This is a genomic window from Mycoplasma sp. Ms02, from assembly GCF_019720735.1.
Taxonomy (GTDB): domain Bacteria; phylum Bacillota_I; class Bacilli_A; order Mycoplasmatales; family Metamycoplasmataceae; genus Mycoplasmopsis.
The window spans coordinates 304,398-328,646 of sequence record NZ_CP081302.1 but is presented as its reverse complement, the minus strand read 5'-3'; the positions used below and the strand labels follow the sequence as shown (position 1 = coordinate 328,646).

At 32.2% G+C, this 24,249-nt stretch carries 8 protein-coding genes and 2 tRNA genes; 9 read left to right on the top strand and 1 reads right to left on the bottom strand.

All coding sequences use genetic code 4. The annotated features are described in order from the left end of the window. Nucleotides 1-465: 465 nt before the first annotated feature. From K4L35_RS01165 to recU, 7 genes are all read left to right on the top strand, one after another. Nucleotides 466-3,201, top strand: coding sequence for a hypothetical protein (locus K4L35_RS01165; protein WP_221617751.1), 2,736 nt, complete (start codon nucleotides 466-468; stop codon nucleotides 3,199-3,201). Nucleotides 3,202-3,222: 21 nt separating this feature from the next. Continuing rightward, nucleotides 3,223-9,045, top strand: a complete 5,823-nt coding sequence (locus K4L35_RS01160; RefSeq protein WP_221617750.1) for a hypothetical protein — start codon at nucleotides 3,223-3,225, stop codon at nucleotides 9,043-9,045. A gap of 8 nt (nucleotides 9,046-9,053) precedes the next feature. After that, the gene (locus K4L35_RS01155; protein ID WP_221617749.1) at nucleotides 9,054-17,645 is read left to right on the top strand and encodes a hypothetical protein; all 8,592 of its coding nucleotides are present in this window, start codon (nucleotides 9,054-9,056) and stop codon (nucleotides 17,643-17,645) included. Nucleotides 17,646-17,762: 117 nt separating this feature from the next. After that, nucleotides 17,763-17,838 (top strand) — tRNA-His (locus tag K4L35_RS01150). Nucleotides 17,839-17,902: 64 nt separating this feature from the next. Beyond that, nucleotides 17,903-19,003, top strand: a complete 1,101-nt coding sequence (gene ychF / locus K4L35_RS01145) for a redox-regulated ATPase YchF (RefSeq protein ID WP_221617748.1) — start codon at nucleotides 17,903-17,905, stop codon at nucleotides 19,001-19,003. Nucleotides 19,004-19,021: 18 nt separating this feature from the next. After that, nucleotides 19,022-19,095 (top strand) — tRNA-Trp (locus K4L35_RS01140). A gap of 133 nt (nucleotides 19,096-19,228) precedes the next feature. After that, nucleotides 19,229-19,696 (top strand): Holliday junction resolvase RecU, encoded by a 468-nt coding sequence (gene recU / locus K4L35_RS01135; RefSeq protein ID WP_221617747.1) that lies wholly within the window; start codon nucleotides 19,229-19,231, stop codon nucleotides 19,694-19,696. A 1-nt stretch (nucleotide 19,697) separates the two neighbouring features. On the opposite strand, the gene K4L35_RS01130 is transcribed toward recU, so the two are convergent. Next, nucleotides 19,698-19,973 carry an HU family DNA-binding protein gene (locus tag K4L35_RS01130; RefSeq protein ID WP_221617746.1) on the bottom strand — a complete coding sequence of 92 codons (276 nt, stop codon included), beginning with the start codon at nucleotides 19,971-19,973 and terminating at the stop codon, nucleotides 19,698-19,700. A gap of 168 nt (nucleotides 19,974-20,141) precedes the next feature. Here K4L35_RS01130 and parC point away from each other — a divergent pair, with 168 nt between their 5' ends. Then, complete coding sequence (gene parC, locus K4L35_RS01125; RefSeq protein ID WP_255558985.1) at nucleotides 20,142-22,721, top strand: DNA topoisomerase IV subunit A; 2,580 nt, start codon at nucleotides 20,142-20,144, stop codon at nucleotides 22,719-22,721. Next, entirely contained in the window at nucleotides 22,711-24,024 is a 1,314-nt protein-coding gene (locus K4L35_RS01120) for a class I SAM-dependent RNA methyltransferase (RefSeq protein WP_221617745.1), read from the top strand. The genes parC and K4L35_RS01120 overlap by 11 nt, the downstream gene beginning before the upstream one ends. Nucleotides 24,025-24,249 lie beyond the last annotated feature (225 nt).

Here is a 24,249-nt window from a genome sequence, read left to right as displayed (position 1 = left end):
CTCTAACAAATATGACCCAAGTGCTCTTGAAGATGCAGGTCTAAACTCTGATTTAGATGACTACATCGAAGATTCAATCCAAGATTTAGATCTTGAAATGGAAATGATTGAATCTGTAAATGACTTAGACATGGACTTCGACCAAGATTCAGATGATTCATACTCAGACGACCTAGGTGATGACATGGATATGTTCGAATAAAATCTTACAAAACTAACGCATTTAGCACTCTAAATGCGTTTTTTTACACTTTTTGGCTTTCAAAGTAAACCTAATTTGCACTTGTGCAAACATTTTCAGATTTTTCCACACTTTTTTTGCGTTTATGCTTTGAAGTCTTTAAAAAATTTAATTTTAATTTATAATTAAAAAAAAGATTTTTAACCACCTATAAAACAGCCTCTAGACCTATACAAAATGGCTGAAGGATCTGTTTTTTTTTTTTTTTTTTGTGAAGGAGATATATGAATGGTAAAGGCAAAAAGTTAAGAGTAGGCTTAGGAATAACTACATCCCTTTTAGGAGCAGGAGCATTCGGTGCATTAGCTTATTTATATCACTTAAGAGTAAACCCTGAAGATCAAAAAATCGCCCACGATCTTTTTGATCCACTTAACAAAGAAGCAAAACTTCTTGAAGATTTACTTAAGGAGAATAACGAAAATTTAGATCCTGAGTTTTTAAAAGAGCTTCAAAATGAGTTAGAACATGCACAACAGTTTCTTGATAACAAAAAGTCTTCTTTAGGAGATATGTTAAGAAAAAGAAATGTTCTTCGTAAATTAAGAGCTAAAGCAAGAGTTCTAAAAGCAAGTCCAGAAGAATTAGATCAACAACTCGAAAATTACTTAAAACAAGTTAAAGACAATGATTTAAGAAGTTCGCTACCTGATTTACTTAACGCAACCAAAGCAGCATTAGCAAACGCTGATAACAAACAGGAAGTTCTTAACAACTTCTTTAAATCAGCAGACAACTTAATTGATCGTCAAACAGATTTAGAATTTAATTTAGAATTAAAAGCATTAAGGTTAATTGACAACATCGCAAAAGGAACATCATCATACAAAACACCTGCCGAAAAGGCAATGATCAGCTCTTATGCCCTTGAGGTTTTAAAATTATTAGATCATGAAAGTTATACTCATGACAACTTAAAAGAAGCTTCTAATCTTCTAGATAGTGCTGAAGCACAAGTAAGTAAAAATTTACAAGCCATAACTGATGCTATGGCTGATTTTAGCAATACTTTGAGAGTAGTTGAATCAGAGGTTTATTCAGCAGCCTTAAGTCAAGATGCCAAGGATTTAATCAAAGAACAGCTGGCAAGTTATAAAGAGCTCGCAAATTCTCCTGAAGCAACTCTTAGTTCAGATAAACTAAAAGATCTTGCTTTACTTAAAGAGCTTGTACAAAACGAAATACAAACAATTTCTAATCTCCAAAACCAAGAAGTGAACTTAAAAAGTGAACTCGAAGCACAAATTGCAAACTTAAGCAACTTAGATTTACCTGAAAACCAAAAGGAAGCTTTAATTTCAAACTACAAAGACTTAAATCTTGACCAAATGTCAAAAGAAGAATTGGTTAAAAAATTAACACAAATTAAAAAAGCCAAATTATTATTAAATTCTGCCAAAGCTCTCCAAACAGAAATTCAAAAGCAACTCGCTTCACTTGAACAAGAAAATGCAATTGATCCAGAATTTAAGCAATCAATTCTTGATAAGTTGAATGAATTATCTTCACAAACAGATGGACAAAAACTATTAACAAGCTACACAGACCTTCTTAACACATTAAAAGATTCAGCTTCGCTAAACTTAACGCTAAAACAATTTTTAAACGAAGTTGAAAAACAAGCTGAATTTGCCTATGAATACGGTCTAGAAGTAGATAAGGATGCTCTAAAGGAAATCGCAAATAAAGCTAAAAGTCTTGTCGACAATGAAAAATCAGTTGAGACTTTATCAAATGAATTGCAAAAGCTTTCAAACCAACTTAGAGACATTAATAAGAAAGAGCTTGATCTACTACACCAATTAGCACAAAAAGCTTTAGATGAGCAAGATTCACTTTCTCCAAGAAACAGAGTACTTTTAAGAGATTTAAACTCAAAAGCACTTCCTTTAATTCAAAAAGATTCTGCCGCAGTAAGACAAGAGCTTCAATTCTTGATCGAAGAATACAAAAAACTGCTAAAAGATTCTAGAACAGATGAATCAACACAAAATCTAAGAGAATTTACAGCAGACAAAAAGGAAGGTCTTAAAAATATCTTCGATAAAGATTCTTTATTTGGACAAAAATTACAACAAGACTTAGATTCACTTTTAAAGCAAGGTGAGTTAATTTCGTTGTCGCCTTCTTTATCAGAAGAAGCTAAAAAAGCTGAGTTTGACAAAATTCAGCAAAAAATTCAAAATGTACTTGATCATGCAGAAAAATTCAAAACTCTTGAAGAATCATTAGCAAAAGCAAAAGAAGCTCTAGCTTCCGTTGTTTCGCCCGTTGAAGCAGATGCCTTGCAAAAAGAAATTAAAAGAATCGAAGACCTTTTAAATAAAGGTGAACAAGCTATTAATGCTCCAGATGAGTCAAACCCAATTGAATTAGCTTCAGATCTTGATGATGCAGTTGTCGAATTTAAAGAAAAACAGGCAAAGCACCAAGCAGATCAAGCTGCAGCTAAAATTGTTGACAAAATTAATAACGTTTTTGCAGGAGCAAGTGATCAAGAACAAGCAATTAAAGAAAACTTCTTAAATAAAGCCCAAGAATTAAGAGATCAAATCAACAATCCAGATTTAAGCCAAGATGAACGTGACGCACTTATTGCTCAAATGCAAACTTTAAGCGATAACGCAACAAAAGCAAGGGAATTAAATAAAGAAGCTAATAAGTTACAAAACGCAATTACCAGAGCACAAAATATTGATTTAGATGAACTAAACCCAACAACTGAAATTGAACAAGCACAAGCTAAACTAGCTCAAATTCAAGATTTATTAAAAAATCTAAACAACGGAACTGTAACGCCAGCTCAAACATATGATGATTTGACTTCACAAGCTCAAAGTGAACAAGAAAATCTTGATGATGCTCTAACACGTGCTTTACTTAAAAATTCAGCTAAGAAGTTAGTCAAATATGAAGGGGATAATGTAGCTAACGATCCTTATTCACAGGCTAACGCTTAAGTTGATGCTTTAGTGCAAAAAATGAACGATCTTTTAGCAAAAGAACCAAAAGCAACTCAGCAAGAGCTTCAAGAAATGCAGCAACAAATTGAGAGTGCTGTTACTTTAGCACAAACTTTAAAAGAAGCTCAAGAACAACTTGACACTATTGATAAAGATCAACATCCTGAAGCTTATGAAAATCTAAAAAATGTTATTGCTAATAACGCAATAGGTTTAGATGATGACAAAAATGCTTATGCACTAAAAGTTAAGAACATCAAAACAGAACAAGGTAAAACAGAACTCAGAAAAGACATTAATGATGAACTTGAAAAACTTGCAGCAGTTTATAGTGAACAAGACTCTAAAAAAGCAATTCATGAACAAGATGCAGATGATGTAAAAGCGTTAGTAGCTAAATACCAAGCAGAATTGAATAATCCTGACACAACACAAGCAAGACTTGCTATTATCAAGTCTGAAATTAAAAGAGCAACTCAGGAAGCAGAAGCTCAAAAAGCAAGAACACAAAAAGAGTATGATGATACAGTAGCTAACTTAGAAAATCTAAGAACTTTCTATAATGACCAAGCAGCTCTTGATGGTGTAACGAATAAGACAAAAATTGATGAAATCTTCGCTGAGTTTGATGACATTAAAGCAAAACAAAATTCTGATGGATCTTACCCAACTACAACACAGCAACTTAAAGAACTTCAAAAGAAACTAGACTTAGCTTACCAAAAAGACTTAGCAGCTAAAAAACTTGCTGATCTTAAAGATAAAATATCAAATCTTCCTGAAGTTACAAACAGCGATGGAACAACTCAAGAAGTTAAAGATAAAATGAACGCTCTTGCTGATTTAATCGGAAACGAAGCAAGCTCAATCGATGACATTAACAAAGTTTCTGATGTTAAAGCAGCTATTGCGAAATTAGATGCTCTAGAAGCTTTAGCAGAAAGACAGAAATCAGTTATTGAGCAATTAAACCAGCCAGAATCAGCCAATTCTGAAACAGCAGAAGCTGAAAGACAAAAGATTATTGTAGCTTTAAAAGAAAATGTCCCAGCTACACAAACAAACGGAAGCCTAAGAAAAGCTTCTGATGTTTCGGTGTCTGAAATTCGTCAAGATAACAAAGATTTACTTCAAGCTTTCGTTGATAATGCAGAATTACAGAAAGCAAAAAATCTTCAGCAATCAGCTATTGATCAATTTAAAAATAACCTTGAAACAACACTTACAGCAAACAACAACGTTTTAGATCCTAAACTTGCTGAGGTTTTAAAAGGTGCGACAGATGCTCTAACTACTGAACTAACAGGAGTAACTGATAAAGCACAAATTATTCCTGTGGATGGAAAACTAGAAGATCTAAGAGATAAAAGAGATTCGTTAATTGCTCTAGGTCGTGATGTTAAAACAGCGAATGATAAAGCGGCTGAATTAGAAAACTCACAAGACCCTGCAGAAATCAAAATTAGAGATGAAATCAAAAAATTAACAGAAAAAACTCAAAACGAATACTTAACTTTAACACCAGAGCAAATTCAACAAAGACAAGAAGAAATACAAACTCTTCTTGATAACTTAAATAAATCAAAAGAAGCAGCAAATAAATTTAAGGAAATTAAAGCTGAACTAGCTGCGATCACCTACCCTGATGGAGATGGAACTCTTCCAGCAGAAAAGCCACAATCTGGTGCTGAAGCTAAAGATCTTTTTGACAAGTTCATTGATTCATTAATCACTCAAGTTTACGAAAACGCAGATAAAACAGACGTTTTAGAAGATTTATTATCACAAATACCACCTCTTAAATCATTGCTTGACAAACATAAAGTGCAAATCGGAACTTCAGCAGACGGAACTAAATCTTATACAACAATTAAAGAAGATACAGATTATACAGGTGTAGTTCATAATGATCAAAACGAACAAGCAACATATGGTTTTGAAAAAGATGCTCAAAAATATGCTAACGCAATCTTAAGATCTATTCCATCTTTAAGAGATCCTGAAATGCAAAACTTTACAAACATTGAAAGAATCATTCCAGGTAGATTAGAAGAAGAAACAAGAGATGTTTGAAATCTTTACAAATCTAGAAAAAGAACTCTTGATGAATTGATCTTTAATAGAGCCTCAAACTCTGAACCTGATTATGATGCAAACAGAAATAAAGCTCTTAAATACTCAGAGTACAATCAATTAAAAGGTGATGCAGCTTTAATGCCTACTAAGTACAACTTAATTTGGGCTAATAATAATAAGTTCTACCATGAACAAGCGCAAAAAATCGCAAATAGTGCAAACAACTTAAGTGCAGATGATCAAGAAATATTATTCCAAAATGTATCTGCAGAATCGGGACTGTTTGACAGTGTTTTTGAGCAATACATTGAGGTAGCGGATAAAGTACAACTTGCGAAAGATGGTATAAACAAGGCAGAGACTTATATTCAGGAAGTAAATAATCCATCTGTAACTGAAGATTTAAGTAATACAGTAAGAGACTTAAAAGCAATAATTGCTCAAATCGAAGAAAACGGTTCAATTTACTTTAAAAATAAAAGTTCAATTGAGCTTCAAAGATTTTCGGATGACTTGGCAAATTTAACAGCATTGCTGGATTTAGGTATAGCAGTTTCGAAAGCTCTTAAATCTCTAGAAGACTATAATACAGTTGCAGAACAAAATGGACAGCTTGTTGATTACATGCTAGTGGACGGTTCTAATTCTGATAAAACACCATTAAGAAATATTATTAGAAAGCCATTCGAATTACTTGAAACAGGACTTCCTAAAAATCAAGAAACTTATGATGATTTAAGAAACAAATATATCGAAGGTAATACAAACGAGTCTTACTTAGTAGCTAAAGAAAACACTGTTTCACTTAGAAAAGCTGTTCATATCGCTAAATCGTACTTAGCAGTTAAAAACGAAACAAATGAACAATTCTCAAGAAAAAATGATATTTTAGCGTTATTTACAGACATTCAAAGTAAAGTTTCTGAATCTGAAATTGCTCTTTATGACGTAAACCATGATGAGTCTAAAAAAATTAAATTTGAAGGTGATTTAATGAACTCAACTTCAGGTTTAATCTCAAGACTGAAAAAAGCAAAATCAGATGAAGTCAAAAATCAACTTGCAGCAGCAAAAAGACTTAATAGATTGATGACTTCACTTTACTCAAACGCAACAACATCACCTATTAACTCTAACTTCGTTGATGTTGCGATTACACAGCTAGAAAGAACAACAAGAGATACTCCTGAAGCTTACACAGATACAAATGAAAAACTAAAAGCTTCTGTGCAAGCTCTTAAAGATCAATTCGACAAAGTGTGATCATGAGAATCAAACAAATTTAAGTCATACAAAGACAGATATCAACCTTACTTTGAAATCTTTAAAAACGGAATTACTGGAGAATCAGAAACAATCGACGGGTCAGCAGCATTACAAACAGCAGGGATATCACAATCTGATGTTGAGCTATTCGAATCGATTCTTACTTTTGAATCGATGGAGACAAAAGTTAATGCAGCAAAAGCGAACCAAGATGATTTATCAGCTTATTTAGATCAAATGAGAGTTGTTGCTCTTGAAATTTCAGGACATTCAAGAAACCTAGATACTTTATATTCAAGAATCAATATTCTTTCAGTTCCTAAACTTAAGGCTGAATCTACACAATTCGATAGGTTAGCTGAGCAATTCAAAACCACTGATGAAAACTCTACTTCAAATATTTATACAGTTCTTAAGAAACTTGGATTTCCCCAAGAATCTAGTGAACTAAAAAATAGATTCGACGGATTTAACACAAGCTATACAGCAATTTCAGATGTTAAAACTTTATCAGCAAGAGTTGAAGATAGAAACGTTTCACAAGAACAAGCTGTTTCTGAGCAAGTTAAACAAGAAAGAACTGCTCAATTTGAAAAATACAAACAAGCAGTTGCTAAATTAACAGTTGCAAACAGAAAAGCTGACATGTTAATTTATGGTTCTGATACATCAGATGCTAATTCACTGAAAAATACTGTAAACAAGGCAATTTTAGGAGATTCATCATATGTTGGATTGACTCAAATTAAAGAATTTTTATCTAACCTTTCAGAAAATAATATTGAAACAAGATATGAAAAAGCAATATTTGAATATCAAAAATCAGCAGACATTGCAAAAGTAATGAATGCTGCACTTCAAGCTTTAAACAAACAAGATGATTCAAAAGCTAAATCTACAAGAACGGAAGAGTTTACATCAATCAAAAAAGTTGCTGAAAATATGGAATCATTTAGCAGATGATTCGATACAGAATCACATATCAGCCTTGTTTTAAGTTCTTTAGGTGAAAAAGTTAATACAGAAGAAGGTGCACCACTGGTTTACCAAAACAACAAACCTTTAGATGCAACATCTGGTGAAGTGTTCAAAAAAATAGTAGACACCGAAGATGGAAGAAACGAAGCAAACTTAACGGTAACTGATAAAGAAATTAACGGACGTAGTTATAAAGCAATTAATTTATCGCCCGAACAAGGCAAAGATAAAGCAAAACTACTTGAAAAATTTGAGCAAATGAACATTCTAAAAGGAACTGCAGCAGAATTCTTCAAGTCAGATAACTTCAAGGTTTACTTACTAAAAGAAAGCGATGCTTCTTCTTTCGTAGACTTAGTTTTACAGTCAGACACAACTATTAAAAAAGGTTTTGTAAACTTGTATTTTGAATATGTAAGACCGACATCAATTACACAAGCAAACAGTGCATTTTACAATGTAGAAAAATTAAATGCTTTATATAAAAATGTAGCAATTACGTTTAAAACATTCAGCGAGATAAGAGTAAATAAAGAAATGTTATCTACCACGAATATAGGTAATACATTATTTACATCTGAAGAAGCTGGATGGGAACCAATTCAAACGGCTGCATATTTAGCTTCTGCGTTTGCAAACGCAGGTCATAAAACACTTATCGACAAAAAACTGAGCTATTACACAGAAAGAGTCGATGAAGATATTGATGCTCAAATATCACTTCCTGAAGACAGAAGTACAACATTACCTTTCACAACTGCTGATGGTCAAAATCAAGAACTAGGTTCATACAATCAAACTACTAGCCCTGATTCTTTCAGAATTAAAATTAAAATGAAACCAGATTTCAATGGTTACACACAACATGGAGATTTCGTTTACTGAAAACCTTTAAACCCTGTATTTATGAGTGATGATGAAATTAAATATACTGAAACAAGAGGGGTTTATTGAGATAACGATTTCCCAGTTAACTTAGGAAGAGACACTTGAAATCAAAATAACTTGATTGAATATTGAGAACAGAGATATAGATTTAATGAATCAAAAGATGCAGGAAAAGTACTTTCAGTTCTTCCTATTATTATTTCTATTCCTATGACAAGAAATGCCGGCCCAGGTTTAGTAGATAACAATAGTGTATCTGTAAATGGCAACGCAGCATTGGTTATTAGGCTTCTGATAATAAATAGGTTTGATAAAAATTCAGGTACAACTCCTCAAGTTGTAAAATTAAGCGATGATGATTTTGGTAAAAACTTTTACATTTTCAATGCCAAGGCAGATGGTGATTCAAAAATAGTTTCTACACCAGAAGCGTTTGCTCAAAACACATTAAATAATATTAAATTCCATCAATGAACCAGAACTGCTTATAAGGGATTAAATTGAAGAGGAATAAACATCCTAAAACCAGACTCTAACGGAGTATTCAATAGACCTGAATCAAAAGATTGAGGCGAAGACTCTAACTTTGTAGATAAAATAGAAAAATTTGAAATGAAATTCAAAATTCAATAAGGAGAAACATGAGTAGCAAAACAAATAAAGTATTAAAAGGTAGTTTAATTACAGCAGGTATCACTTTCCCTATTTCAATTGGATTGGGTACTTTTGCTTATTTACTTTCGCAAGATTTACATGTTAAAAATCAAGATTCTGTCTACAAAGTTTTCTCTGAATCAGAGATTAATTTCAAAATATACAAAGATTATTTAGATTTAAATAACCAAGATGTACAAGAACTTCAAAATGCATTTGATGCTGTAAAACACGATCAAAAGTTAAATGTTGATGATTATCAATCAGATTCAGAAGAACAAGTATCGTTAAAAGAGCAACTTGCAAAAATGGAAGACGCTCAAAGCCTATTCTTGGATAAAGTAATCGAAAAATTAGATTCAATCAAATTTAATAACAAGGAAAGAGAAAAGGAGTTTTGAGTCTACTTTTTAGATAATCAGCTTGATAGAATAAGAGAAAAAGACCTAAAAAATCAATTACTTTCAATGCCTGATGTTTGAATTGAGAAATTTAAAGAAGAAGCAAATGAATTGAGTTCAGAACAAAAAGCTAATTTCTTAAATGCCTTCAAAAAAGGTTTAAATCAAATTTTAGAAGTACAAAATCAAAAAATAAACTCTTACCTTGATTCGATTCAAGATGCTTACAACTTTGCAAAAGAGAATGAAGAAAAACACTCTAATCTATCTCAAAACATAGTTAAAACAATCGAAGACTTATTGAAAACAGTAGTCCAAAAAGATCTTAGATGAAATGATGTCCAAATTACTTCTGCTTTAGTAAATTCAACATATTTAAGCGCTAAAAAACTTTTAGAAGATTCTTCAGAAACGATCGAAGAAATCCAACAACTTAAAGAAAAATTGAATTTAGTAAAAGAAGCAACTAGCACTTCTGAAACTATAAAATCACAAATCGAAGAGCTTCTACAAAAAGCTAACGATGACGAAGCGATTGCATCTTCTAAAGTTGATTTCGAAACAATTAAGACATCTTTAACTTCTTTTTATGAGTCTCTTAAAGATGAAACAAAAACAGATTCTCAAATTCACGACCAAGCTTCAGAAATCTCAAAAGCAGTTGTTAAGCTTCCAGAAGAGCTTTCAATTGTAAAAAACGAAATTTCAAAACTAGCAAGTTTAATTTCAACTCTCTCTGGCGACGACTTACGTCAAAAAAGCAAAGAGTTACAATCGAACTTTCAAAAAGCAATGCTATTATCAGACGCATATAAAGATCTGAAAAATGAACTGACAGAAGCCCAAGATTCACGTATTGTAAATGCTTCAGAAAAAGCAGTTGTTGAATCTCGTGTAGAAAGTTTACTATCAGTTGATCAAGATCTTGATTCTAAGCTGAATCAAGCTTTAGAACTAATCAAAAAAGAATCTCAAGAATTAGATTCCAAAAACCAAACTTACGGTGATGTCTCAATTATTGCATTTCAACTAAGAGTTGTAAAGTCTTCTGCTTATTTAAGGGAGAATATTAACGGTGAAATTTCAAGCTTGCTATCTGAAATTGACACTATGTTTAGAGATTCTAGTTTACCTGGATTTGCATTAACTCCTATAAAACAGTCGATAAATGAAAAAATGCGTTCTTTATTAAAAGAACACTTAAGAAATTTAATTGAAGACTTAAAATATCAAAACAACAGACTTTCACAGCAATCGCTTGATCAAAATGAATCGGTTTTAAAATCAAGTGAGGAGCTAATCAAAGAAATTCAAAACGATGTCGAAGAAAACAATCCTATTCCTTCGGTTGAGTTATTTAGAAACTTTGGAAAAGTCGAAGATAAAATCAGAAACGTTAAAATTGCTGCACAAGTAACTGAAGCCAATAAGCAATCACTTTTTGCAAGTGACTTTTTAGAAACGGTTTTCTCGGACGGTAACCCTGAGTACCAATTCTCAGAAAATGAATTAGCAAGAATTGAAGAGTACAAAAATAAAAATGTAAGGCTTGCAGAACTAAGAAAAGCAGCTGATGAAGGTGATAGTTCGCAAGAAACTCTAGATGAGATTAATAGTATTACTGCTGGACTTCAAAACATGGTTAATACAGGAGAAGCCTTTAAAAACTTAAGTAATACAGATAAAAAATCAAGCGACCTTTTAGATAAAGCTAAAAGTCATAAGGCAGCTGATATTTTAGCTCCTCAAATTGAGGCTCTAGAAGTTGAAAGAGCTAAAGTTAAGGCATTATTCTCAACACCAAATGCTTCACTTATTGAAGTAGCTAAAGCAAATGAACAGCTTGAAGCAAAAAGAAAAGAATTAGAAAAAGCGATGCTGAAACTTGATCTAGAAGATAAATTGAGAGAACTGAGAAAGAAAAAAGACGAAACATTCGCTAATCCAAATTCACCTGCAGCACAGGCTCTTCAAGCTCAAATTGATAAATTACAAACGCAAATTGACACTGAAGAAATAACACCTGAATTTGTTTCAAAAGTGGATAAAGAAATTGATTCACTTTATGCATTGGTCGAACCTCTTAATGAATTAGAAAAAGCTCAAGCAGCTTCTAATTCAACAAAATCTTCAGTTGAATCAAGTAAATTCGTAGGGGATAGAACAAACCAAGCTTTTGCTAAAAATGATGAACTACAATCACAGGCATCAGCAATGATTGAATCTCTTAAAAATGGAAACATTCCTAATTTATTAGGTGTTGATACTCTTAAAAATCAAATTGAAAACAATGAAGAAAATATCAAGGCTTCTTTCTTAAAAGATAAAATTCAAAAACTAAATGATTCAGCACAAGCTACAAAATCAAATAACGATTCTAAACCAGCTTCAAACAACCGTGATGATTTAGCGTCACTGGATAGAGAAGTAAATTCAGCCTTGACTGAAACAGATTTAGATAAACTAGGTGTTTTTGCTGAAAAAATGGAAAAAGAAGCAGAACTTGCTAATGAATTAAAAGATATTCAAGATATTTATGACGCATTAGATCATCAAACAAGTGAGCTAGTTGCAAGATACGTTGAAGATTTAATGAATCAAAATGAAATTAATCCTTCAGATTCTGCTGAAGAAGCACAAGCTAAAATCGATGCCCTTAGAGCAGCTAAACCTTTAATAGAAGAGAAAAAGAATTTAGCATCTAAAATTGCTGAATTAGATGATATTTTAGGTGAAGAAAAAGACTGAAAAGTACATGAAGAAACTAAAAAAGAAGTTGAAAAGCTTAAAGCAGAAATGCTAGAAGCCTTATACAACGATAATTTAACTGTTGAAGACCTAAAAGCAAAAAGAAAAGCTCTTGAAGATAAAATGGAAGATTTAAGAGAGCAAAAAGTCACAGAAAATAACGAATATGACCAAAAAGTGACAGCTATTGATGCTCTTCAAGAAAGATTGGATTCTTCGGCAGAAACATTAGGTCTAGATGATTCAAGTTTTTATGCTCAAGCCAAAAAAGCTTATGAAGCAGCCAAAAACGACAAAGTATTAAATGGTACTCAAGAAATAGCTGACTTTGAAAGACAACTTGAAGCTGCCCTAAACAAAGACAAAGTAAAAGCTAAATTAGCTGAAATAGATGCCTTTCTAAAATCGTCTGACTTTGGCACAAGTCCAGAACATGACAAAGTAAAAGCAGATGCAGAAAGATACATTGCAGCAATTCAAGCAGCTATAAATGACCCAAGCTTAACTCCTGAACAAGTTGAAGCTATGTATGAAACAGCCAAAAACCAACTTTCAATGGTAAAACTTCAAGAACAAACGGCTGATAAAATCAAGGAGCTTACAGAAGCAGAATCACAAGGCAAGGAAGTTAACACCCAATCAATTCAAAACTTGAGAAATGCTCTTGAAGAATTTAAACCAATTTCACCTGATTACTTAGGTATACCAGATGAAGGAGATCAAAAAGGTTTCTATTCTAAATTAAGAGATGTCCTAAACCAAGAAAGTCAGATTGCTGACATCAGAAATAGAATCAAAAATAATATTGAATCAACTACAGCAGGAAATGAAGGTATTAGAAAACGTCTAAAAGATGCTTTAGATGCTCAACAATCAGAAGTTTTACCTGAACAAAAAGCTGTAGTAGACGAAGTTTTAGATAAAATGATCAGTCAGATCAATCTAAGCGAATCACTTGAAGATCAAAATGGTGTACAAGGGCTAAACGCAATCGATAACCGTGTTAATTTAATAGCCAACAATATTAATGAATTCGTTGATCTAGCCAAAGAGATCAAGACAGCTACAGATGCAACACAAATCGCTTCACCAGGACAACCAGGGTTAGTAAATCCAAGTGCACCAGGTGTGAGAAAATTGAGAGCTGCATTGGACCAAAAAATCAAGGAAGCTCAAAACATTTATTCAAGCGCAAATGATATAGATGCAATAACAAGAATAAAAGAAGAATTGCAAGTCATGACTCAAAGACTAATCATGGTTGATGATCTTAACACTTTAATTAAAGAACAAAGTGAAATCTTAAGATCAGTAAGCTTCCATAGATTAGACCCTGAAGGATCAGGTGTTGCAAAGCGTAGAGCAATGCAAGAATATCTTGAAAGCTACGATCTTTATGCAGCTTCAATTGCTGAATCTGGTGATGCTAATGCAATCGAAAAACTAGCTCAAGTAAAAGCAAAATTCGAAGCAGAAGCAAAAGATCTAGTTGCTTTCCAAAAAGAACTTTCAGAGCAAATAACAAGATTATTAAACGAAGGCTATACAGGGAATATCACTGACGCCGACCGTTTAACAAGATTATTATGATCTACAGTACCTGCACCTCTTAATCCTCCTAGTTCTTCAGAAGGTTTAAGAGCAAATGAATCACAAAATGATCAACTAAGTGTTCGTGAAGCAAGAAAAAAACAAGAATTATATACAGCAGTTAATGAGTACAGAAACGAAACCAATACTGTTCTTGAGTCAATACTTGATGGAAACACATTCAAATCAGAAGAGATTTTGGCTAAAAATGCTGTAAACAAGAGAGTAAAGTCACTTATAAGAAGAAATGATAAAAGTTTAGACCTGAATGAAGATCAAAACGAAGGTGAACTGTACGATTTAAGACAACAAGCTCTGTCATACCGTGATTTTGTGGCTGTAATTAAAGAATTAGCAGCTCAAACTGCAAGGTATGAAAACTTAAATAATCGTGTTATTGCACCTAGTGATGATCCTAATAATCCAGATCCAAACGAAAGTCCAAGAAGAATAAGGGAACAAAAAGAAGGGGCTTCAGCATTAATTCAAGAAGCCAAAGACTTAATAAATCTTGAAGAAATACCAGCAAATTATCAAGATCAGATTACTCAAAAACTTGAGCAAGTTTCTGATGCTTACCACCGTTTAAACATTCTTTTTGAATACTCACAGGTTTATCAAGAGTTTAAATCTACAACAATCTTGGTTGAAAACAACACAGTGCACGAAAGAGAACCGATTGATGCATTAATAACTGAATTCTGATCTGTTTATTTACAACCAAATTCAGATCCTGAAGAAGTTTTTGAAACATTCTTTAAAAATGCTGATGAAGCTGATGCAGATAAGAAAAACAAATTAATTAAATATGCACTTGAAAACGCAAAGAAATTAAAAAATGCAATTCTAGTTTCCGATTCTTACTTACTATTAAAAGATCCTTTCTTAGATAGTGCTGAAGTAACATCAAAATTTTTAGAACTACAAAACAAAAAAACTCTTGCTCAACAAGCTTTGGTTGCTAAACCAAATGTTGAAGCAACTAAGAAAACACTTGCAGCAGATCTAGCAACAATTAACCAGCAAATCTTAACTGCAAAAAGAAATCAAATCAATACTCAACTTGAACTTGATCTTAATCTTAAGAATTTCTTAACAGATGACACAGGAAATCCTTCAAGAAAATCAAGTTTAACAACCCTTTTTGGAACGGAAGATTATTTAACTGAAGCGTTTAAAAGAGACTCTATAGATGCTTTAGATGCTCTGAGAGTATCTGGTTCTGCAACCCCTATCGAAACACTTTCTTTTGGCGAGGTGAATAAATACTTAAGACAAGCCAAATCAGGCGTTATAGAACAAGTCGTTAAAGTTTACGATAGTGCATTACAAAAAGTTACTGAAGCTAAAGATATTCTTACAAGTCTTCAAGAAGAGTTTGGTCCTCTAAACCAACAAGCTCAGTTTGGAGCAGGTATTCAAACATCTGATTTATCTGCTTTACAGGCTCTAAAAGAAACTATGGATGCTGTCGAAAACGAATCTTATGATTCTGAGGATAATTACGAAGTGAAAATTTCTAAACTTCTTGAAGTTGTTAACTCAGGGAGTTCAGGAGTGGTTGCCCAAACTAAAGCGAAAATCAGAGAACAGTTCAGCAAAAAAATGAGTCCTACAGCTGATTCGGGTCAAACACGTGGTTTCTATCCTGTATTTGTTGAATCAATGGATGCATTTATTGCTTCAACACCAGATAAGAATCCTTTTGATTACAACGGTCTTGAAACACTAAAAGACCTGTACACAAGTCTTAAAAGTAATTACGAATCGCTCGCAACAGATTATGATTCAGTAAAAAATGAAGATGAAGCCACAAACTTATCATCATTTGCTAAAAGACTTCAAGATCTTAATGACGCATTTGTTGAATTTGAAGTATTACTACAATCAAGAATTTCGGAAGCTACATCTGTAAATCCTTTAGTAGCTGTATTTAAAGATCTTTACGTAGGTATAGAATACGAAACTGATTCAGATTACACAAGAGAAGTAAAAAATCTTTACAACCAACACAAACAGTCAGTAGAAGAAGCAATCGCTAAATTACCAACTAATTTACAAGTTGAAAAATCACAATCAACTTTAGACACTTATGTAGTTAAGGATTTAGATGGTTCATCTACAGAATTGATCGAAGCAATTAAAGGATCATTCACAAAAGCGACCGAACATAAAGATTGAATACATCAAGGAAATATTCTAAATTTATTATTTGGTCAATTAACATCGAGTTCAAATGTTCAAATTCCTTTACCACCTGTATCACAGGCAAATTCAGGAAATGTAACATTTGGAGAAAAGTTTAAAATTGCTATTCCTGTAGAGAAATTAACTAAAGAAGCTTTTTTAAGATCTATCACATCAATATTGCCTTCTGATAGTGAATTTTTAGATATAACTGATAATGACACATTCTTACAAAACTTCAAACAATTCTCATTTACAACAAAAGATTTTACTTCTGAAGAACAAGAAAAATCTATTTTTGCTCAAAATGCATTTAGAGTAAGACTAAAAAAATGAGACTCAACTAAATGATATGATGAAGATGTTCAAACAGCTGACGTGGATAGAAAGACAATAAGAGTTAAATTGAGTTATCAATTTACTTCGGATAACTCTGAACTAAAAAGTCACACAATTGACAAACAAATCGAAATAACATTTGACACAATAGACAGAATTGAACTTCCAAGAGGTCTTTCAAAAATTTTCTATACAGATGACAATACAATTGCACAAGCTGCGAGAGTGAAAGTCTTCAATGCAGAAGAAGCAGGATGACATATTCCAAGTAATATGTCTGCTGCACAAGTAGTTTCTAAAGCTTACGGTATTTACAAAAAGATTGTTTATGGAACAGAGCAAAATAAAGCGCCTGGTTCAGACTGAAACTTTGTTAGACCTGGAAGTAATCAAGGTAGAATAACTGTTGCCTACGATGGTTCAGATCCTTCTACCAATGAAAAATACGGATTTAAAATTAACTCTGGATCATCACTTTCAGTAACTTACAATACTTCCGTATTGCTAGATAATAGCAAACAAATTGCAAGGTTAGAGGCTTTTGATGGTACACAAGAAATTGCCCTATACACGTTTACTCCTGGGCAATTTATTGGTTCCCCAATCGCAGGAACAGGAAGTATTCAAGGTCAGCCGTTTACACCTCAACACTATGACAACAGATTGAAATCGCAATTGAATATTTATAACCCTCAATGATGAGCTTATACAAATTATGAGGACCGTGGTGCTGCATCGTCTGTAAATGCATATAAATTTGCTTTCGAGTATGATACAAACACTAAAGACCTTTACATCTATAATTCATGAGTAGAAAATGCACTATTTTTAAGAAGTGCAACCCAAATGGAACGTATTACTGAACTTAAGAATATAACAAATAATAACAGGGATAAAAGTCCTGAAAATGTTGCTAAGTACAATCGAATATACGAAGAAGTAGAAGCACTGCCTGATAAATCTAAATTATCAAGTGAATTGCTTAATAAAGTTCTTTGAGCTTATTCATCAGTTCATGAAAAAGTCGTTGCTTATGGACAGGGTTCTCAATTTACACTTGTTGGGGCTTCAAACACCACAACAGAACAGTTTGCAGACCCAATTTGACCTATCAGTGGTGGTCAAGCGACGGTTAGATGAACAAGAGTTGATTGAGGAGCAAACGGTGCTAAATCAATAATTCTTACACCTGTCGGAGCAAATGGTGATGGGAGAGATTATAGCGAAACAGGAACTGTAAATCTTAAGAAAAGAGCAGCGCGTAACTCGCTATACTCAACATCAATCGATACATTCTTTGTAAAAATTAGATAGCATAAAAATACTGGAAAAATCCAGTATTTTTTAATTTACGTTTATACACACATCTATAAAATTCAAAAATTTAAATGTATTATTATTTCTTTTTTATGCTATAATTTTTTAGCTATGGCGATCGTGGTGAAGAGGTTAACACAGCGGGTTGTGGTTCCGTCATACGCGGGTTCGAATCCCGTCGATCGCCCCATTTGTTAAAAACGACCGTAAAAGTCGTTTTTTTCATCTATAAATAAGGATTTTAAGGAGTTTTTATGTCATTAAAAGCAGGTATTGTAGGTTTACCAAATGTTGGTAAAAGTACGCTTTTTAGTTCTTTGACCAAAAAGCAAGTAGAAGCATCTAACTACGCCTTTACAACGATTGAACCTAATATTTCTTCCGTTGTTTTAAAAGATAAAAGAATTGATGAAATTTCAAAATTTGTTAATCCCAAAAAAGTGGTTTATGCAACTTTTGATTTTGTTGATATTGCAGGTTTGGTTGAAGGTGCATCACGTGGCGAAGGTCTTGGAAACAAGTTTCTTTCAAACATTCGTGAAGTAGATGCGATTATTCATGTTGTTAGATGTTTTGAAAACACAGATATTATGCACGTTGCTAATTCAGTTGATCCTGAAAGAGATCAGAAAATTATTAATCTTGAGCTAATTCTTGCCGACTTAGAAACAATTAACAATGTTTTACACAGAGTTGAGAAAAAAGCTAAATCAGGCGATAAAACAGCAATTGCTGAAAAAGATGCTGCTTTAAAAATAAAAGCATTACTTGAAAGCGAAAAGCCTGCTAGAGAAGCTGATTTAAGCGAGGAACAATACAAAATCATAAAAGGGTATCAACTTTTAACTCTGAAACCAATTTTATACGTCGCTAATATGTCAAATGAACAAATTACAGACTATCAAAATGATGCCTTATACTTAAAACTTAAAAACTCTTTACCAGTTGATACAAAAATCATTCCTATTTCTGTCAAAATGGAATCAGAGTTAATTCAAATAGAGGATGAAGAAGAAGCTAAAGAGTTTCTTTCAATGTACGGTGTCGAAGAAAGTGGTCTTGATATTTTAACAAGAGAAGCTTTTTCGTTATTAAACCTACAAACTTATTTTACAGCTGGTGTGGTTGAAGTTAGAGCATGAGTATTCAAAAAAGGTATGGCAGCACCTCAATGTGCAGGTATCATTCATACAGATTTTGAAAAGAAATTTATTAAAGCAGAAGTCATCTCATACCAAGATTATATCGATAATGAAGGTGAAACTGGAGCTCGTGAAGCAGGTAAAATGCGTCAGGAGGGAAAAACATACATCATGCAAGACGGTGATGTCTGTCACTTCAAATTTGGTAAATAATCATTTAGATTATTTTACGGGGGTTTAGCACAGTGGCAATGCAGCGGTCTCCAAAACCGTCAAGACGGGTTCGATTCCTGTAACCCCCGCCAAAACGATATTGAGCAGCGTTGCTGCTTTTTTTATGGAAAAACTTGTAGTTTTTCCTTTTTTTATCTTTTTTTGAATATTTTTAGAAAATATTATCAATATATTAACGTGTTAAATACTCATAAAAATCGTGGAATGCTTTTAGAACAAATTATCAATAAAACAATTGAGTTTTATTCAAAAAATAAAATTGCATATATTGAAAAGAATTGTGTTCCAGTTAATTTCAAGAATGTCTCTAAAAACGAAGAAAGAATTAAGGTTAAAGGGACGATTAAACAAAAGTCTACAGTTGACTATTATGGCTGCTACCAAGGTAAATTCATTGCTTTTGAAGCTAAAATGACTAAGAGTAATAGGCTTGAAAAAACAAGCGTTAAAACGCATCAAATGAACTATTTAAACAAGATTGAAGAAAACGGAGGAATAGGCTTTTATGTCATTTATTTTTTTGTTCAAAACAAGTTTTTTATCATTTCATCAATTAAACTAAAAAAACTAAACGAAGAAGGTTCGCTTAGTTTTGAAATTATAAAAAAGCACTCGAAGGAAGTACCGATAACATTTCCAGGAGTACTTGATTTTATATGTTATTTAGTTTAGATTAAAAATCAACTAATTCACGTAAGTATTTAGAAGGTTTGTATTTAACAACACGTTTTTCAGGAATTTCTAAAAGTTCTCCTGTGAAAGCGTTCTTTGTTGTACGCCCACGTTTGATCTGTGTAGAAAATGTTCCTAAGTCAGATAGTTGAACTTTTTCTTCAGCGATAAGTTCTTCTTTTAAGATAAATACAAATGCGTCTAGAAATTGTTCAGCTTTTTTAACTGGAACATCAATTCTTTCAGCGATTCTAGTTACAAATTCTTTTTTTGTCATACGTCCTCCCACATTACAAACTTATTTTACAGTAAAATAGGCTTAAAAGTAAAAAAATCTACTAATTTGAAAATTTTTTCCACCAATTTTTAGAATTTTTCAGCTTATGAATTAGCAGGAAAGAAAAATGCCGTTTTTTATATTAAAATTATTGCGGAACTAATAAGTATGAAAAAAGAACAAATCATAGAAAAAATTATTAACGAGTCACTTGATAATATCATGGCAGAACGTTTTGGGAGATATTCTAAGTATATCATCCAGAACAGAGCTCTTCCAGACGTAAGAGATGGATTAAAACCAGTTCAAAGAAGAATTCTTTTTGCAATGCATGAACTAGGTCTTGAGTGAAATAAGCCTTATAAAAAATCAGCAAGAGTTGTTGGTGATGTTATTGGTAAATATCATCCTCATGGTGATTCTTCAGTTTATGAAGCAATGGTAAATATGAGTCAATGATGAAAATCAAATGTAAGACTTCTAGATATGCATGGTAATGTCGGTTCAATTGACAATGACCCAGCAGCTGCAATGCGTTATACTGAAGTAAAAATGTCTAAAATAGCTGCATACATGTTAGGTGATATCAAGAAAAAAACGGTCGATTTTATTCCTAACTTTGATGATTCTGAAAAAGAGCCAGTTGTTCTTCCAGCACTATTTCCCAATCTTTTAGTAAACGGAACAACAGGAATTGCAATTGGTATGTCAACTGAAATGCCTTCACATAACTTAAGTGAAGTGATAAATGCAGCGATTTTACTCATTAAAAAACCTGAATCTAAAGTTTATGATTTAATGAAATATATTAAAGGTCCTGATTTTCCTACAGGTGGTGTAATCTACGGGCAAAAAGGAATTATTGAAGCTTTTGAGCAAGGAAAAATGAACAAGGAAAGAATTAAAATCTTTTCTAAGTATGAAATAGTTAAAAAAGACAAAAATAAACAAATTATTATTACAGAAATTCCTTATGGAGTCGTTAAGAGTCAATTAGTTTATGAAATCGATGTTTTGATCCAAAACTCAGCCGTTGACGGAATACAAGAAATCAGAGATGAGTCAGACCGTGAAGGAATCAAGATTGCAATCACGCTTGATAAAGATGCAAATGAGCAGTCGATTTTAAGCTATCTATTCTCAAAAACACAACTCCAAGTTAATTATTCATACAACAACGTTGCAATCGTCAATAATGCTCCTAAATTGCTTAATTTAAGAGAAATTTTGCAAGCTTATATCGATCATGTTAAAGAAGTAAAAACTAAAACATTATCATTTGATTTAGAAAAACAAAAACTAAGACTTGAAATTGTTGAAGGTTTTCTAAAAGTTGCAGAAATTACAGATGAAATAATCGAAGTAATTAGAAAAACAGAAGGTTCGAAATCTGGTGTTATAACAAACTTGATGGAACGTTTTGGTTTTAGTCAAATCCAAGCAACAGCAATTGCCGAAATGAAACTTTACCGTTTATCTAAGACTGACAAAAGTTTATATGAAGCAGAAAAAGCTGATTTGGAAAAAGAAATTGCAAGAATCACATTGCTTTTAACTAATGAAAATGAGTTTAAAAAATACATAATATCTGTTCTTAACGAAATTAAGGACTTATTCCATGTTGATCGTAAAACAACGATTTATGAACATGAGTTTGATTTTAGTTATGATGAAAAAGACTTGATTAAAGAAGAAATCGTCAATATTGCTATTTCAAAACACGGGTATATAAAACGTCTTTCACAAAAAACAATTGATTCCAATGAGTTTAAAAACTTTGTTTTAAAAGAAGATGATTACCTAACTTTCTACAACAAAGTAAACACAATGCATACTTTTTTAATCTTTACTAATCTTGGAAACTATGCCATTATTCCGATTCATAAAATAACAGAAAATAAGTGAAAAGATCTTGGAACGCACTTAACAGATTTCGTCGACTTAAAAGTGAATGAGGTAGTTGTTAGTGTTATTGAAGTTTCCAACTGAGATGTTAATGAATATGTTGTTTTGGCAACAAAATATGGACAATTAAAGAAAACATTGGTTGCTGATTTCAAAGTGTCTAGAACACTAAAAACTTATACTGCAATGAATTTAAACGCTGATGACGAGCTTGTTAACGCTTGTTTGAGCGACGGAAATAAAGATGTGATTCTTATTACTAGTTTTGGATTATGTACAAAGTATAGCGAAAATGAAGTTAGTGTTTATGGAGCAAAAGCTAAAGGAAATAAAGGTTGCTATTTGATGAACAATGACTATATATCAGCCTTTACTGTAGCTCTAAGCAATGACGTTTTAACCTTTATTACAGCACAAGGTAAATTAAAGAAAATTAGAGCAAAGGATATAGCATACGTCATTAAAACTAACAAAGGCAAAGAGTTGTTTAAAAATAACAAAGTAGATGGACACATAGTCACTGATATTTATGCAACACGTGATACAGATTCTCTTCTTTTAAGAGACACTTTAGGATTTAGTTACTTAGATAACGTTAAGGATTATTCTTTCTCGAAAGCCAATACGTCATTTTTAGATATTAATATTGACAATTTTTCAAACGGTGTGATTAGAAAAACTCAAAGAACAACTGAAACTATTTTCGAACTAACAAGAGAAGAAAATAAGAAGAGTGATAAGGTTTTTGAAGATGCTCAAAAAGTGATTAATGGAATTGATTTAAATCTTGATGATTTGTTAGCAAGAATTGATAAATCAATAAAGGAAAAAAGTGGTAAATAGTTTTAAAATAGGCGAAATTATCGAAACTTCAGTAACTGAAGTCAGTTATCAAGGGCTTGGAGTTGAAAGAAGAAGTGATGTCACAATTTTCACATTAGGATTATTTATAGGCGAAAAGGCGAAGGTAAAAGTTTTTTATAAAACAAGCAAACTGCTTTTTTGTTACCCAATTGAAATAACGCACAGTCATGCTTTAAGAAAGTTTATTCCTAGTCATAATTTATTAATGAGTAATATAGCACCGTTTTTACCCTTTTCATATAATGTAAGTAAAGAGTGAAAAAGAGATTATTTAAGACAGCAGTTTAAATGAAATTTTCCAAACAAATGTATAGAGTTCAGCGAAATAGTGCCTGCTCCTTTTGAGTATCACAATAGAAATAAAGTCAAGTATTTCATAGAGATAAAAGACGGCAAGGCGTATTTTGCTGTAAATAGGTTCAATTCGACACAAAAATTAATTGTAGAAAAAGAACAGATGCAAAAAACAATAAATAAAAATCTTTCATCTGCTCTTAATTTATTGCTTGAGTACTTAAATTCAGATCTTGCTGAAAAAGAAATAAAAAAATTAATTTCAATTTCTGGAAGAATAAACACTAAAAATGAAGTTCAAGTCCTTTTGGAAGTAACGAATGATTTAGATTTTTCAAAAATAGAAAAACGTATAAAATCAATACCAGAAGTCATTTCGCTATCCATTTTACTTGATTCTAAATACAAAAAAGTACTAGAGAAAAAGCCTTTTGAAATTAAAATTTTAGATAAAAGTTTCATAGTTGATATTCAGTCTTTTTTTCAAACAGATACTTTAGCTTTTGAAGGAATGTTGAATTTCTTGAAGTCGATAATTGATTTGTCAAAATTTAGAAGAATTATCGATTTATACTGTGGCACAGGAGTTATTGGAATATCTCTCAAAAATGAAGAGCAAATTCTAGTGGGCATGGATATTTCCGAGCATTCGATAAATAATGCAAAAATGAACGCTCATAAAAATAAACAACAAAACACAGCATTCTATGCGGGAGATGTTTCTGATAATTTAAGGCAAATTAATATCAATTCTGAAGATCTTGTTATTCTAGATCCGTCAAGAGATGGATTAGAAGATAAAACAATTGAAGATCTTTCTCAATTAAACGTTCAAAATGTTTTGTATATTTCTTGTAACCCAAGAACATTAATTAGAGATTTAAAAAAATTCTCTTTTGAGGGATATAGTTTCGATCAAGTATCAGGATTTGATAATTTTCCTTTTACTCCCCATATCGAGAGTGTTGTGTTGCTTTCAAAAAAATAGCATTCACTTTTGTGGTTGATATTTTTTTGATGGCTTTGCCCTAATTATTTGATTGGTAATCCTGTTTTTTTCGACATTATGAAAGTAAAAAAAGACTAAATTTTATCAATGGAGGATAGGCTTTCTATCGAGAACATTTATGCTTTATCGCCACTGAACAATAATTTATCGCCACTCAATGTGATTTTATCGCCACTTTTTTTCATGAATTTATCGCCACTTTTT